At 70.3% G+C, this 13,597-nt stretch carries 10 protein-coding genes; 7 read left to right on the top strand and 3 right to left on the bottom strand.

Translation table 11 applies throughout. The annotated features are described in order from the left end of the window. Position 1: 1 nt before the first annotated feature. From GLX30_RS21430 to GLX30_RS21415, 4 genes are all read left to right on the top strand, one after another. Entirely contained in the window at positions 2 to 754 is a 753-nt protein-coding gene (locus tag GLX30_RS21430; RefSeq protein ID WP_159691421.1) for a TIGR03089 family protein, read from the top strand. Positions 755 to 926: 172 nt separating this feature from the next. Continuing rightward, the gene (locus GLX30_RS21425; protein WP_167306850.1) at positions 927 to 2,525 is read left to right on the top strand and encodes an LCP family protein; all 1,599 of its coding nucleotides are present in this window, start codon (positions 927 to 929) and stop codon (positions 2,523 to 2,525) included. A 222-nt stretch (positions 2,526 to 2,747) separates the two neighbouring features. Beyond that, positions 2,748 to 4,520, top strand: a complete 1,773-nt coding sequence (locus tag GLX30_RS21420; protein ID WP_159691415.1) for an LCP family protein — start codon at positions 2,748 to 2,750, stop codon at positions 4,518 to 4,520. Between the two features lie 92 nt (positions 4,521 to 4,612). After that, complete coding sequence (locus GLX30_RS21415) at positions 4,613 to 6,262, top strand: LCP family protein (protein ID WP_159691412.1); 1,650 nt, start codon at positions 4,613 to 4,615, stop codon at positions 6,260 to 6,262. Positions 6,263 to 6,356: 94 nt separating this feature from the next. Here the strand turns inward: GLX30_RS21415 and GLX30_RS21410 are convergent, their stop codons facing one another. Then, positions 6,357 to 7,370: a glycosyltransferase family 2 protein gene (locus tag GLX30_RS21410; RefSeq protein ID WP_159691409.1), complete on the bottom strand. Its 1,014-nt coding sequence runs from the start codon at positions 7,368 to 7,370 to the stop codon at positions 6,357 to 6,359. A gap of 292 nt (positions 7,371 to 7,662) precedes the next feature. Between GLX30_RS21410 and GLX30_RS21405 the strand changes: the two genes are divergently transcribed. Next, entirely contained in the window at positions 7,663 to 9,027 is a 1,365-nt protein-coding gene (locus GLX30_RS21405; protein WP_159691406.1) for an LCP family protein, read from the top strand. Positions 9,028 to 9,048: 21 nt separating this feature from the next. Here GLX30_RS21405 and GLX30_RS21400 read toward each other — a convergent pair whose 3' ends face one another. After that, complete coding sequence (locus GLX30_RS21400; RefSeq protein ID WP_159691403.1) at positions 9,049 to 9,597, bottom strand: acyl-CoA thioesterase; 549 nt, start codon at positions 9,595 to 9,597, stop codon at positions 9,049 to 9,051. Between the two features lie 128 nt (positions 9,598 to 9,725). Here GLX30_RS21400 and GLX30_RS21395 point away from each other — a divergent pair, with 128 nt between their 5' ends. After that, positions 9,726 to 10,970, top strand: coding sequence for an LCP family protein (locus GLX30_RS21395; RefSeq protein ID WP_244258238.1), 1,245 nt, complete (start codon positions 9,726 to 9,728; stop codon positions 10,968 to 10,970). Between the two features lie 57 nt (positions 10,971 to 11,027). On the opposite strand, the gene GLX30_RS21390 is transcribed toward GLX30_RS21395, so the two are convergent. Further along, entirely contained in the window at positions 11,028 to 11,270 is a 243-nt protein-coding gene (locus GLX30_RS21390; protein ID WP_159691400.1) for a hypothetical protein, read from the bottom strand. 317 nt (positions 11,271 to 11,587) lie between these two features. Between GLX30_RS21390 and GLX30_RS21385 the strand changes: the two genes are divergently transcribed. Next, positions 11,588 to 13,543 (top strand): calcium-binding protein, encoded by a 1,956-nt coding sequence (locus GLX30_RS21385; protein WP_244258237.1) that lies wholly within the window; start codon positions 11,588 to 11,590, stop codon positions 13,541 to 13,543. The last annotated feature ends 54 nt before the right edge of the window (positions 13,544 to 13,597 follow it).

Below are 13,597 nucleotides of genomic sequence, written 5' to 3'. Positions count from 1 at the left end.
GATGAACGCCAGCGACCGCACCCCCGCCGACCTGCTGCGATCCGCGCTCGCCGCGGACCCCGCGCGCCCCTTGGTCACTTTCTACGACGACGCCACCGGTGAACGGGTCGAATTGTCCGTCGCCACCTTCGCCAATTGGGTGGCGAAGACGGCGAATCTGCTCCAGGGCGACCTCTCCGCGGAGCCGGGCGATCGCCTCGCGCTGCTGCTGCCGGCGCACTGGCAGAGCGCTGTCTGGCTGCTGGCCTGCTCCTCCGTGGGGGTGCTCGCGGACGTCGGCGGCGACGCGGCGCGCGCGGACCATGTCGTGGCGGGGCCCGGCCGGTTCGACGACGGGCTCGCTTGCGGCGGCGACCGGATCGCGCTGTCCCTCGCACCGCTGGGACGCCGCTTCCCCACCCCGCCGCCGGGCTACGCCGATTACGCGGTGGAGGTGCCCGGCCAGGGCGACAGGTTCGCCGCGTACGCGCCGGTGGACCCGGACGAGCCCGCGCTGACGGTCGGAGACCTGGAACTGACCGGTGCCGAACTGGTGGGGCGGGCACGGGAGGACGCGGAACGACTGGGTCTCGCGCCGGGCGCGCGGCTGCTGTCCGGGAAGTCGTACGACTCCTGGGAAGGGCTGTCCGCAGGGCTGTACGCGCCCTTGGCGGCCGGGGCCTCCGTCGTTCTGTGCCGGAATCTCAACGAATTGTCGCAAGATGCCCTGGCGAAGCGCGTCGAGAGCGAGCGGGTCACCGTCACGGCGGTATGACAAGCGTGGGGCGTCCACTCGTGTGGCGCACACTCGGGCCGAGCCCTCCCCGTCCGGCGGCGGCGCCCGGTGGATGATCGGCGACGAGCGTGCTTCAACGCACAACCAAGCGCCGGGTTCAGCCGTCTAGACCAGCGATCGGCAGCCCAGCGTGCCGCCGACGCCATGAAGGATGGACGCACACGTGACGGACAAGGCCGGCACGCCGGTGGGCCCCGGAGGGTCCGCCGGCGCGGACGAGAAGGCGGGATCCGCGATCGCGGACGACTCCGCCACGCCCGGCGGCCCGGCCGACTCCGGGACAGCGGGCGACGTCCTCGCTGCGGGGGACGGCAACGCCCCTGACGGGTCCGCCGAGGACACGGCTGACCCCGAGGCCGACGTACCCGGCGAGCAAGCTCAGGGAGCCGGCCGCCCCGAGGACGAGGCGGACCCCACGGCCGCCCCGGACGTCACGTCCGGCGACGTCCCCGTGGCGCAGGACAACCCGTCCGCCTCGTCGGACGGTGCCCGCACGGGTGACGTGGACGGTGCCCGCGCAGACGGCCCGGTCTCCCCGGGCGGTGGCGGACCGGGCGACAACGGCGACAACGGCGGCGACGATGGGGACGGTCAGGACGGGGACAGCGGCGACGGTCAGGCCGGAGGCAGACCGCCACGGCACTGGATGCGCTGGGCCGCGCTCGGCACCTCGCTCGTCGTGCTCGCCGCCGCGGGCGCCGGCTGGTGGTTCTACCGCAAGCTCGACTCCAACATCACCACGGACACCACCGCCGCCGCCGAACTGGAGACGTACGAGAAGGAGCGCCCCACGCCCGTCGCCGTCGACGCGCAGAACATCCTGCTGCTCGGCTCCGACACCAGGGCCGGCGAGGGCAACAGCAAGTACGGCCGGGACGAGAACGGCGGCAGCCAGCGCTCCGACACCACGATCCTGCTGCACATCGCGGCCGACCGTAAGAGCGCGACGGCGATGTCGATCCCGCGCGACCTGCTGGTCACCGTCCCGAGCTGCGGAAAGCCGGACGGCAGCCGTTCCAAGGAGCAGACGGCACAGTTCAACTGGGCCTTTCAGTTCGGCGGGGCGGCCTGCACGATCCGTACCGTCGAGAAGTTCACCGGGGTCCGCATCGATCACCACATGGTGATCGACTTCCGCGGCTTCAAGGACATGGTGGACGCCGTGGACGGCGTCGAGGTGTGCCTGAAGGAGCCGATCGACGACAAGGACGCGCGGCTCAAGCTGCAGGCCGGGCCGCAGACGCTGCACGGCGAGGAGGCACTCGGGTTCGTCCGGGCACGCAAGACGCTGGGCAACGGCAGCGACACCGAACGCATGGAGCGTCAGCAGCAGTTCCTGGGCGCGCTGGTCAAGAAGGTGCAGAGCAACGGCGTGCTGCTCAATCCGACGAGGCTCTATCCGGTGCTCGACGCGGCGACGAAGTCCATCACCACCGATCCGGGTCTCGACTCGCTGAAGGACCTTTACGACCTGACCCGCTCACTTCGGAGCATTCCGACGAAAAAGGTGCAATTCCTGACCGTTCCCCGGCAGCCGCACGCCGCGAATCCCAACCGGGACGAGCTCGTGCAGCCGGAGGCGGACCATCTTTTCAAGAGTCTGCGCGAGGACGATCCGGTCACCGTCGTGCCGAACGGCGAACGTGAGGGCGAGGGGATCACCGGGGAACCGGACACCGGCGGGACCACCGCACCCAGTGCGACACCGACATTTCCCGGTACCAATGCCGCCGAAGGGATGTGTGAGTAAAGCAATGGCCAAACGGAAGCAGAGAGTGCTGACGGATTGGGCGAATTGCCCAGTTGTAAGGGGCGTGGAATTTGTCACGGACGTCGCTCGACGCTGAACTGGACGGATAGTGTGACGCGATCCGGTGCTTCCGACCCTGTGTCGCGCACTGCTGGATCGAAGGACCGAGCGCCTGCCGGGGGAGGCGCGTCGCGTGGCACCCGACGGAGGACTCAAGCAACCGTGGATGCGCAAAGCCGTGGGCGGGCGGACGAGATCGACCCCGCCGACCAGTGGGTACTCAACCCGCAGACCGGCAACTACGAACTGCGACTGGAGCAATCCGCACCGCAGTCGTTCCCCTCCGCCAGAGGCTCCGGCCGCAGCAGCACAAGAGCCGGCGCGGCCGGCAGCCGCGATGCCGCCCCACGGAACACGGCGGCCGGAAATGGCGGCCGCCGCGGCACGACCGCCCCGGGCACCGAGGTCCCCGAGCAGCGCAGGCGTCGCACGGGTGACGCGTCCGGCGGCCGGGCGGCCCAGGCGCAGACCGGCCGGCGCAAGCGCAAGCAGGGCAGGTCGCGCAAGAAGAAGGCGCTGCTGTGGACGGGCGGCACGCTCGCGCTGGTGATGGTGGGCACGGCGACGGCCGGATACCTCTACTACGAGCACCTCAACTCCAACATCACCTCGGTCCCCGACGACGGCGCCGGCACCGGCGGCTTCAGCAAGGACCGGGCGATCAACATCCTGGTCATCGGCACGGACAAGCGCACCGGCAGCGGCAACGAGGGCTACGGCGACAGGAACAGCGCCGGCCACGCCGACACGACGGTGCTGCTGCACGTGTCCAAGGACCGCACCAACGCGACGGCGCTGAGCATCCCGCGTGACCTGATCACGGACATCCCGGACTGTCCGACCACGCAGGAGGACGGGTCGACCAAGACCATCCCGGGATCACCGAACACCCGCTTCAACGTGAGCCTCGGCCAGTCGGGCCGTACGCCCAGCTGCACCATGCGTACGGTCACCGAGCTCACCGGCATCAAGCCCGACCACTTCATGGTGGCCGACTTCAACGCGGTCAAGACGCTGTCCTCGGCGGTCGGCGGTGTACCGATCTGCCTCGCCAAAGACATAAAGGACCCCGACTCCAAGCTCGACCTGCCCGCGGGCGAGCACGAGATCGAGGGCGAGGAGGCCCTGGCGTTCGTCCGTACACGGCACGCGGTGGGCTTCGGCGGCGACCTCGACCGCATCAAGCTGCAGCAGCAGTTCCTGAGCTCGCTGATGCGCAAGCTGAAGTCCAACGACACGCTCACCAGCCCGACGAAGCTGGTGAAGCTGGCGGAGGCGGGCACCAAGGCGCTGACCGTCGACTCCCAGATAAACGACATCATGAAGCTCCGTGACCTCGGTCTGGAGCTCGGCAAGTTCGACATGAAGAACCTGACCTTCGCGACCGTTCCCGTGCGGGACAACCCGGCGGAGAAGGTCAAGGCCACGGTCGTGCTCGACGAGAGCAAGGCCGAGTCGCTGTTCTCGATGGTCCGCGAGGACGTCTCCCTCACCGAGGTCGAGCAGAAGAAGAAGCAGGCCAAGGACAAGCAGAACGCCCTTCTCGAGGGCACCAGGGCCGAGGCGTCCGACGTCCGCGTCGACGTCTTCAACGGCGGTGGGCCGACGGGCGCAGCGCAGAAGACCCTCGACTGGCTCCAGAACACCGAGGGCGTCCTCAAGTCCGCCAACAAGGGCAACGCCCCGGCGGACGTGACCAGGACGACCCTGGAGTACGCACCGAACCAGGCCGACCAGGCCCGCGCACTCGCGGACCTGATGGGCCTGCCTGCCGCGGCGTTGAAGCCGGGCACAGAGGACGCGGAGGGTCTGACGGCGATGACGCTGACCCTCGGTCCCGATTTCAAGGGCGCAGGGGTGCCCATCACCGGTCCGGCGAAGGTGCCGGACGACATCCAGAAGGTCGAAGCCGACAAGAAGGTCTGTGCCGGATGACGCCGGAGGAACGGCTCGTGACACGAGCCTGAAACCAGGGGGACCCAGGGGTGGGAAGAAACAGCGTGCGTGGGGAGGGGACCCGGGAGCACGTGGCGGAACCCGGCGATCTCGGCTGGGACGAAGGGCTGTACGGCGAGGGGACCCGGGTCCCCGGCAGCCGTACGGCCCTCGACGACGAACCGGGCCCGCCCGCCGCGCAGTCAGCGGACGGCAGCGGCGGCGGGCACCGGCGCGGCGGTCCCAGGCGTCGCGCGAAACGGGGCAAACGCCGGATACTGCGCGGCATTGCGATCGCGGTCTCGGTGGTCGTGCTCGGCACGGCGGGGGCCGGATATCTGTACTACCAGCACCTGAACAACAACATCCGTAAGGGGGAACGCAGTTCGGCCGACTCGGACGTGCGGAAGAGCGCCCCGAACGCGGCCGGCCAGACCCCGCTGAACGTCCTTCTCATCGGCTCCGACAGCAGGAACACGGCGGCCAACCTCAAGCTCGGCGGCTCCAAGAAGAGTGTGGGCGCCAAGCCCCTCGCCGATGTGCAGATGCTGTTGCACGTGTCCGCCGACCGCAAGAACGCCTCGGTCGTCTCCATCCCGCGCGACACCAGGGTCGACATCCCGAAGTGCACCGATCCGAAGACCGGGGAGGAGTACCCGGCGACGCGTGACCTCATCAACGCGACGCTGGGCCGCGGCGGTCCCGGCTGCACCCTCGCCACCTGGCAGGAGCTCACCGGCGTCTACATCGACCACTGGATGATGGTCGACTTCGCGGGCGTGGTCGCGATGGCCGACGCGATCGGCGGCGCCGAGGTCTGTGTGAAGCACGGCGTGTACGACGGCCCCAAGCCGAACGTGCCCGGCGGCTCCGGTCTGCGGCTCGAGGCCGGCACCTGGCCGATCAAGGGCGAGCAGGCGCTGCAGTGGCTGCGTACCCGCCATGCCTTCGAGAGCGACTTCGGACGCTCCAAGGCGCAGCACATGTACATGAATTCGGTGATCCGCAATCTGAAGGACCAGAACGCCTTCACCGACACCGGCCGCCTGATGGGCCTCGCCGAGACCGCGACCAAGTCGCTCCAGGTCTCCGAGGAGATCGGCACGGTCAAGAAGCTGTTCGACCTCGGGATGACCCTCAAGGACGTGCCCACCAGCCGGATCGCGATGCTCACCATGCCCCGCATACCCGACCCGGAGAACCCGGAGGCACATGTGCTGCCGGCGCCCGGGGAGGCGGACCGTCTGTGGCAGATGCTGCGCGAGGACGCTCCGGTGGACGGCAAGGCGCCGACGTCGAAGCCCAAGCCCTCTGCCGCGCCGAAGGATCCGGCCGCCGACCCGGCCGAGATCGGGATCATGGTCCGCAACGGCACCGGCGTGAACCAGGACCCCACTCCCCGCAGAGCGGCCGCCGTGGCCGAACTGCTCACCGGCCAGGGCTTCACGGGCGCCAGGACGGACGGGACCCCGGAGGCGGAGAGCCGCACGCAGGTGCTGTTCCCGAGCATCGACCTGGACGGCGACGCGCACTCCGTCGCCGCGGCCCTCGACATCCCGGCGAGCGCGGTGCGCAAGTCGTCCGAGGTGTCCGGCGTGACGCTGATCGTCGGTGCGGACTGGCGGACCGGGGACACGTTCCCGAAGCCGGAGCCCGCCGGCGGGCCGCCGAAGAACACCGAGACGGTCATGGGCGACGACAAGGGCGCCTGCATGGACATCTACGCGCCGTACCGGATCTGACCCGGCACACGACACGGCCGTCCTCGCACACGACAGCGCCGGTCCGCCCCTCCCCGGGGCGGACCGGCGCTGTCGTCGTACGTGGGGACCGTGCTCAGGCAGCGGTCCTGACGGAGGGCCGCCGGCTCGCGATGACCTTCTTCGCCAGCGAGCGCGGGCTCGTCAGGAAGCCGTAGCCCCAGCACATGTGCATCGTGGCCAGCGCCACCGGGATCTGAAGTCTTGCCTTGAGGGAGAGGCCCTTGCCGGCGGGGACGGAGCCCGCGGTGATCGCCGCCAGGTAGCCGACGGGGACGACGAACGCCCACGGCGTCAGCACGGCACCCGCCACGACTCCCGCGGCGATCGCGCAGAGCGCCGTCGGCGGCGCCAGGTAGCGCAGGTTGATCGAGCCCTGGTGGTAGCGGGCCACGACATGGCGCCAGCGCCCGTAGTCCTTGTACTGCTTGGCGAGCGCCCGCACGGACGGCCGGGGACGGTACTGGACCCGCAGCTCCGGGGAGAACCAGATCAGGCCGCCGGCCTCACGGATGCGGAAGTTCAGCTCCCAGTCCTGGGCACGGATGAACTCCTCGTTGTAGCCGCCCTGCTGCTCCAGCGCCTCACGCCGGAACACGCCCAGGTACACCGTCTCCGCGGGGCCGGCCTTGCCGCCCGTGTGGAACGCGGCGTTGCCGACGCCGACCTTCGAGGTCATCGCGGCGGCGACGGCGTCCTCCCAGGCGTTCTCGCCCTCGGCGTGCATGATGCCGCCGACGTTCTGCGCGCCGGTCTCCGCCAGCAGGCGGACCGCGGTCGCGATGTAGTTCGGCGACAGCATGCCGTGGCCGTCGACGCGCACCACGACGGGGTGGCGGGACGCCTTGATGGCGGCGTTCAGAGCGGCCGGGGTGCGGCCCGTGGGATTCGGCACGGTGCGGACCCTCGGGTCCTCCCGTACGAGCTCGGCGGCGATCTCGTCGGTGCGGTCCGTGGACGGCCCGAGCGCGATCACCACCTCCATCTCTCCGTCGTACTCCTGCTCGAGGATGTGGCGGACGGAGTTGCGCAGATGCCGCTCCTCGTTGAGGACCGGCATGATCACGGAGACAGCGGGCGTGGCGTTCATCGCCCGCCACGTTACCGCGAACGGGGGACACGCAGGCGCGGCGGCCGGTGTCGCAGATCGTATGGGCCTACGGTGCGGGGAATCCCCTGTCGTCCGCGGAGGTGTCCTCTTGCCCCCACCGCCCCGCCCGCGTCCCCGCCCCCGTCCGGCCCCGCAGCGCGGCGCCTCGGGGCGGCCCGCCGCGCGAGTGCCGGCGCGGCCGGCAGGGCGGGGCGGGCACCCAGCGCGGCGGACCGGCGGCGGATCCCCACCGGTGCGCCGGGACGGGCGCCCGGCACGGCCGCGCTGGGGCATGCGGATCGTCACATCGCTCTCGTTGCTGGTCCTGGGCGTGGGCGGCATCGGGCACGCCGTGGTCACCGGACTCGACACGGAGATCGACCGGGTCGACCCCTTCCGTGACATGAAGAACCGGCCCGAGGGCGGCCGGGGTACGAACATCCTCGTCGTCGGCACCGACGGCCGGGACAGGATCACTCCGGAGGAGAAGAAGAAGTACCGGCTCGGCGGGGCGGCCTGCAACTGCACCGACACGATCATGCTGGTGCACATCGCCCAGGACCATGACCGCGCCAGTGTGGTCAGCCTGCCCAGGGACAGTTACGCGGAGATCCCCGAGCACACCGACAGCACCACGGGCAAGCATCACAAGCCGCACCCGGTGAAGCTCAACGCGGCCTACGCCGAGGGCGGCCCCGGACTGACCGTGCGCACGGTCGAGCACATGACCAAGGTGAAGATCGACCACTATCTCGAGGTCGACTTCACCAGCTTCATGAAGACGGTGGACGTCGTGGGCGGGGTGGAGGTCTGCACCGCCCGGCCGATGAAGGACACCTACACCGGCCTCGACCTGCCGGTCGGCACCCACAAGCTCAACGGCGGTGAGGCGCTGCAGTACGTGCGTTCCCGCCATATCGACGGCGCCGCCGACCTGGGGCGCATGCAGCGCCAGCAGCGCTTCCTGGCGGCGCTCGTCGACCGGGCGACCAGCGGTGGGGTGCTGCTCAACCCGGTGAGGTTCCGGAAGGTCACATCGACCATGCTCGGCTCGGTCCGCGCCGACCGGCAGTTCGGTACCCGGCAGATGCTCGCCCTCGGCAGGGCGATGCAGGGTTTCACGCCCTCCTCCTCCGAGTTCACCTCCGTGCCCGTCGGCGACGTCGGGTTCCTGGTCAAGGGCATCGGGTCCACAGTGAAGTGGGACGACGCGCGGGCGCAGCGGCTGTTCCGGCTGCTGCGCGAGGACAGGCCGCTCGCACCGCACCGCCCGAAGCGTGCCAAGGCCACCGTCGTCGAGGTCGCCCCGAACCGGATCAAGGTCCAGATCTACAACGGGACCCGGCTCGCCGGCCTGGGAGAGAAGGTCGACAAGGCCCTGAACGGCCTCGGCTTCGACACCACCCGCGCGCCGCTCAACGGGGGCAGCGGTCAGGTCACGCGCACCTATGTGACGTACGACCCACGGTGGGACCGCTCGGCGAAGTCGCTCCAGGCCGCGCTGCCCGGTGCCGAGCTGCGTCCGGTGAAGGGGCAGGGCCCCACGATGAAGGTGATGGCGGGGACCGACTTCAAGGGCGTCAACCCCGTACAGACGCAGGAGCCCCACCCCGGCGAGTTCGGCGCGGTGACGGGCGATCAGGTCGTCTGCCCGTAGGCCCTCGCCGGGCGGCCGGGCTCAGTCCTCCATGCCCTCCGCGGCCCGCTTCTCACGCAGCTCCCGGATGGCCCGGCGCCTGGCCAGCCGGTGCGTGCGCCGGATCTGCGCCTCCTGGTAGCGACGCTGGTCCCGCTCGGTCTCCGGGACGACCGGTGGCACCGGCCGCGGCTTGCCGTCCGCGTCCACCGCGGCGAAGACGAGGTAGGCGCTGCCGACCTGGGTGGCGGGCGTCGACTCGTTCCAGCGCTCGGCCAGGACCCGTACGCCGACCTCCATGGAGGACCGGCCGGTCCAGTTGACCTGCGCCTTCACATGGACCAGATCGCCCACCCTGACCGGCTCCAGGAACACCATCTCGTCCATGGAGGCGGTGACCGCGGGTCCGCCGGAGTGCCGGCCCGCGACGGCTCCGGCCGCGTCGTCCACCAGTTTCATGATCACGCCGCCGTGCACGGTGCCGAGGAGATTCGTGTCACTGCCGGTCATGATGTGGCTGAGGGTGGTACGGGACGCCGAAGTGGGCTTGCCCGGAATTTCATCCTCCGGGCGCTGGGCCTGATCTGTCATGCCGTCCACCATATGCCGGGGCCGGAATGCATCAGCTTCGCTACAGCCCTGGTGCGATTCCCCACCCACCCTGTCTGGGCGGCCACCCTGCCCTGCACACTGTTCCGCATGAATGACTGGCCCGATGGATGGACCGACAACGGCGGCAACGGCAACGCACGCGGCTACGGGCGCGGCAGCGCCGGGGCGCAGCCCGAGGGCGCGCGCGTCATGCGCCATGTCCAGCGACCGGCCGCCCCGCAGCACGGCGGGGTCCCCCTCAGCAGCCCCGCGGTTACGACCAGGGCTACGCCGAGCCGGGGTACGACAGCGGCTACAACACGGGCCAGGTCTACCGCGGCGCGGGCGGCGGGGTGCCTCCGCAGGGCAGACCCTCGCGGCAGCCCGGGCCGGCGCCCGACTGGCGGCGCAGACTGAAGATCGGCTCGATCGTCGTGCTCGTGGCCGTGCTGGGCACCACCATCGGCACGTACTTCTGGGCGGACTCCAAGGTGCGGCGCGAGGTCGACCTCGCCAAGGTGATCGAGCGGCCCGCCGAGGGCGACTGCACCACCTATCTGATCGTCGGCTCCGACAGCCGTGAGGGCATGACGGCCGAGGAGAAGAAGAAGCTCCACACCGGTGACGCCGCGGGCAAGCGCACCGACTCGATGATGATCCTCGCGGCCTGCGGCAGCGGGAACACGATGGTGTCCCTGCCGCGTGACTCGGACGTAGAGATACCGTCCTTCATCGGCTCCGAGTCCGGGAAGAAGTTCCCCAACCAGGGCCGGCGCACCAAACTGAACGCCGCCTACGCGGAGGACGGGCCCGAGCTGCTGGTCCGCACCGTGGAGCACAACACCGGCCTGCGCATCGACCACTACGCCGAGATCGGTTTCGCCGGCTTCGCCAACATCGTGGACGCGCTCGGCGGTGTCGAGATGAACATCGAGAAGGGCTTCAAGGACAAGAAGTCCGGCGCCGACTTCGAGGCGGGCAAGCAGACCCTCGACGGCGAGCAGGCCCTCGCCTTCGTCCGCACCCGCTACGCCTTCGCCGAGTCGGACCTGGCGCGCACCAAGAACCAGCAGAAGTTCCTCTCCGCGCTGGCGAGCCAGGCGGCGACCCCCGGCACGATCCTCAACCCGTTCAAGCTGTACCCGACTTTGGGCGCCGGCCTCGACACGCTCATCGTCGACAAGGAGATGTCCCTGTTCGACCTGGGCGAGATGTTCTTCGCGATGAAGGGCATCAGCGGTGGCGACGGTACGTCGATGAACATGCCGACGTCGGGAAGCCGTGGCGGCAACCTGGTCTGGGACAAGGCGAAGGTGCAGCAGCTGGTGAAGCAGATCCAGAACGACGAGAAGGTCACTGTCAGCGACAAGTGAGCCGTGACCGGAGGGAAGGGGCCCGCATCCCGTTGCGGGCCCCTTCCGGCGTCCCGGTCAGTTCGTGAACGGGTCGGCGTGCCCCGGGAGCTGCTGCCCCGGCCGCAGGAAACGCCGGCGGCCGTGCTCGTCGGTGACGGCGGTGAAGCCGACGGCCGTCAGACGGTCGGCGACGCGCTGCCGCCGGACGTCGCTCAGCCGGAACGCGCCGACCAGGAAGGCGGCGAGGACGGCGCCCACCGCGAGGCCCTCCACCCACTTGCCCATGAGCAGGAAGATGGCGGCGGCGACGCCGGTCATCGGCCGACCGCACCTTGGGCCGACCTGCTGGTCAAAGCCCCTGCCCGAGTCCGGGCGGGGGCTTTTCACGTGCTCAGGACGTCACTCGCGGGGATGGATCGAAGCGCCCAGTGAGCGCAGTACGGCCCGCCGCGGACGGTGCGTCGTGTGTCCGGCGGGAAGCTGTGGCACGCCCACTGCCCGCTCGACGTGGGATCGGCGGCAGGACGATGAAAGGCGGAGAGGTCTGCATGCCCATGCTCACACCTCGGCTGCGAACGGCGTTGCGCCGGTTCGTGGCCCGACGCAGGCAGTCACGGGCCGGCCGGTCCGCGGCCGTGGCAGTCGCGAGCCTCGCGCTCGTACTGTCCCTGCCCGGAACCGCGCTGGCAGCCCCGGGCGATCTGGACCAGGCCTTCGGCGGTGACGGCAGGGTGCTCACCGGCTTCGGCAGCGATTCCGATGAGAGCTACGACGTGGCGTCGACACCCGACGGGCGGCTCGTCGCCGTCGGCGCGACAGTCGCCGACACGACAGCCGGCGACTTCGCGGTGGCCCGCTACAACCCGGACGGCAGCCTGGACACCCGCTTCGGCGGCGACGGCAGGGTGACCACCGACATTTCCGGTGAAGGCCAGTGGGACACCGCCTACGGTGTGGCGGTGCAGCCCGACGGCAAGATCGTCGTGGTCGGGAGCAGCTGGATCGAGTTCGAGAACTGCTGCTGGTTCACGGTGGTCCGCTACAACCCCGACGGCAGCCTGGACACCGGCTTCGGCGGCGGCGACGGCAAGGTGCTCACCGACTTCGACGGCGGCCCGAACGAGGCTTATGAAGTGGCGCTGCGGTCCGACGGCAGGATCGTCGCCGCGGGTACTTCCGGCGGCAGGTTCGCGGTGGCCCGTTACAACGCCGACGGCAGCCCGGACACCAGCTTCGGCGGCGACGGCGAGGTGACCACCGACCCGGGGCCGGCGCCGGACGAGGGCGGCACGGGTCGCACCCTGACGCTGCAGCCCGACGGCAAGATCGTCGCCGGTGGCGATGTCGGGACCACCCGCTTCGACTTCGCCCTCATCCGCTACAACGAGAACGGCAGCCTGGACACCACGTTCAGCGGCGACGGCATCGTGCGAACCGATTTCGGTGACTACGAGGCCGTGGAGGCGCTGGCGGTGCAGCCGGACGGCAAGATCGTCGCCGCCGGCGAGCTGTACGGAAGCGCGATGGCCCGCTACAACCCCGACGGCAGCCTGGACACCGGCTTCGGCGGCGACGGCAGGGTGGATCCCCCGGCCGGTGGCCGCGACATGGTGCTGCAGTCCGACGGCCGGATCGTCCTTGCCGGCGGCAGCGTGCCCGGCGACTTCGCCGTCGTGCGTCACAACCCCGACGGCAGCCTGGACACCGGCTTCGGCGGCGACGGCCTCGTGACCACCGACTTCGGCGGCAGCGATCGGGCTCGCGGGGTGGTGCTGCAGGACGACGGCAAGATCGTCGCCGCGGGTTCGGGCGGACCGAACGGCGACTTCGCTCTGGCCCGCTACGAAGGCGGCGGCACCACACCGCCGCCCCCGCCACCGGCGAACGCGAACCTCTCGGTCACCAAGTCGGGGCCGGGTCAGCTCACCCTGGGCAATCGGGCCACCTACACCGTGCAGGTGACCAACGCCTCCGACTCCACCGCATCGGCCACCGGCATCACACTGTCCGACACCGTCTCCGGAGCCGGTGCGACCGTCGTGTCGGCCACGACCATCAGTGGTAGCTGCACCACCACGTTCACCAGCGCCAACTGCACACTGAGCTCGCTGCTTCCCGGCGCAAGCGCGACGGTCACCGTGACCGTGGAACCCAGGGCGACCGGGACCGTCACCGACCGGGCGACGGTCGACGCGATGGAGGACGACCCCGTACCCGGCAACAACACCGCCACGGCGACGACCACCGTGAACAACAGCCGTGGCTGCACGATCATCGGGACCAGTGCCGGTGAGACGCTTGTCGGCTCGGGCGGCAACGACGTGATCTGCGGCCTCGGCGGCAACGACACCATCCGCGGCGGCAACGGCTCCGACACCCTGTACGGCGACGTCGGCAACGACAACGTCGACGGCGGCTTCGGCAACGACACCCTGTACGGGGGTTCCGGAAGCGACAGCCTGACCGGCTATTACGGCTCCGACCGGCTCGACACCGTCGACGGCGTGTCCGGCAACGACACGGCCAACGGCGGACCCAACTCCGACACGTGCACCACGGACCCGGGCGACAACCGCGTCAGCTGCCCGTGATCCGGTGATCCGCGGCCGTCGCCCGAGGCACGGCCGACGGCCTTCAGCCGACGG

It is taken from the genome of Streptomyces sp. Tu 2975, from assembly GCF_009832925.1.
Classification (GTDB): domain Bacteria; phylum Actinomycetota; class Actinomycetes; order Streptomycetales; family Streptomycetaceae; genus Streptomyces.
This window is presented reverse-complemented; position numbering and strand designations above follow the sequence as displayed.

Coding starts and splice junctions, on each gene's coding strand:
- GLX30_RS21395 (WP_244258238.1), top strand. CDS start 9,726: ATGGACCGACAACGGCGGCAACGGCAACGCACGCGGCTACGGGCGCGG.
- GLX30_RS21400 (WP_159691403.1), bottom strand. CDS start 9,597: ATGACAGATCAGGCCCAGCGCCCGGAGGATGAAATTCCGGGCAAGCCC.
- GLX30_RS21390 (WP_159691400.1), bottom strand. CDS start 11,270: ATGACCGGCGTCGCCGCCGCCATCTTCCTGCTCATGGGCAAGTGGGTG.
- GLX30_RS21410 (WP_159691409.1), bottom strand. CDS start 7,370: ATGAACGCCACGCCCGCTGTCTCCGTGATCATGCCGGTCCTCAACGAG.
- GLX30_RS21430 (WP_159691421.1), top strand. CDS start 2: ATGAACGCCAGCGACCGCACCCCCGCCGACCTGCTGCGATCCGCGCTC.
- GLX30_RS21425 (WP_167306850.1), top strand. CDS start 927: ATGGACGCACACGTGACGGACAAGGCCGGCACGCCGGTGGGCCCCGGA.
- GLX30_RS21405 (WP_159691406.1), top strand. CDS start 7,663: ATGCGGATCGTCACATCGCTCTCGTTGCTGGTCCTGGGCGTGGGCGGC.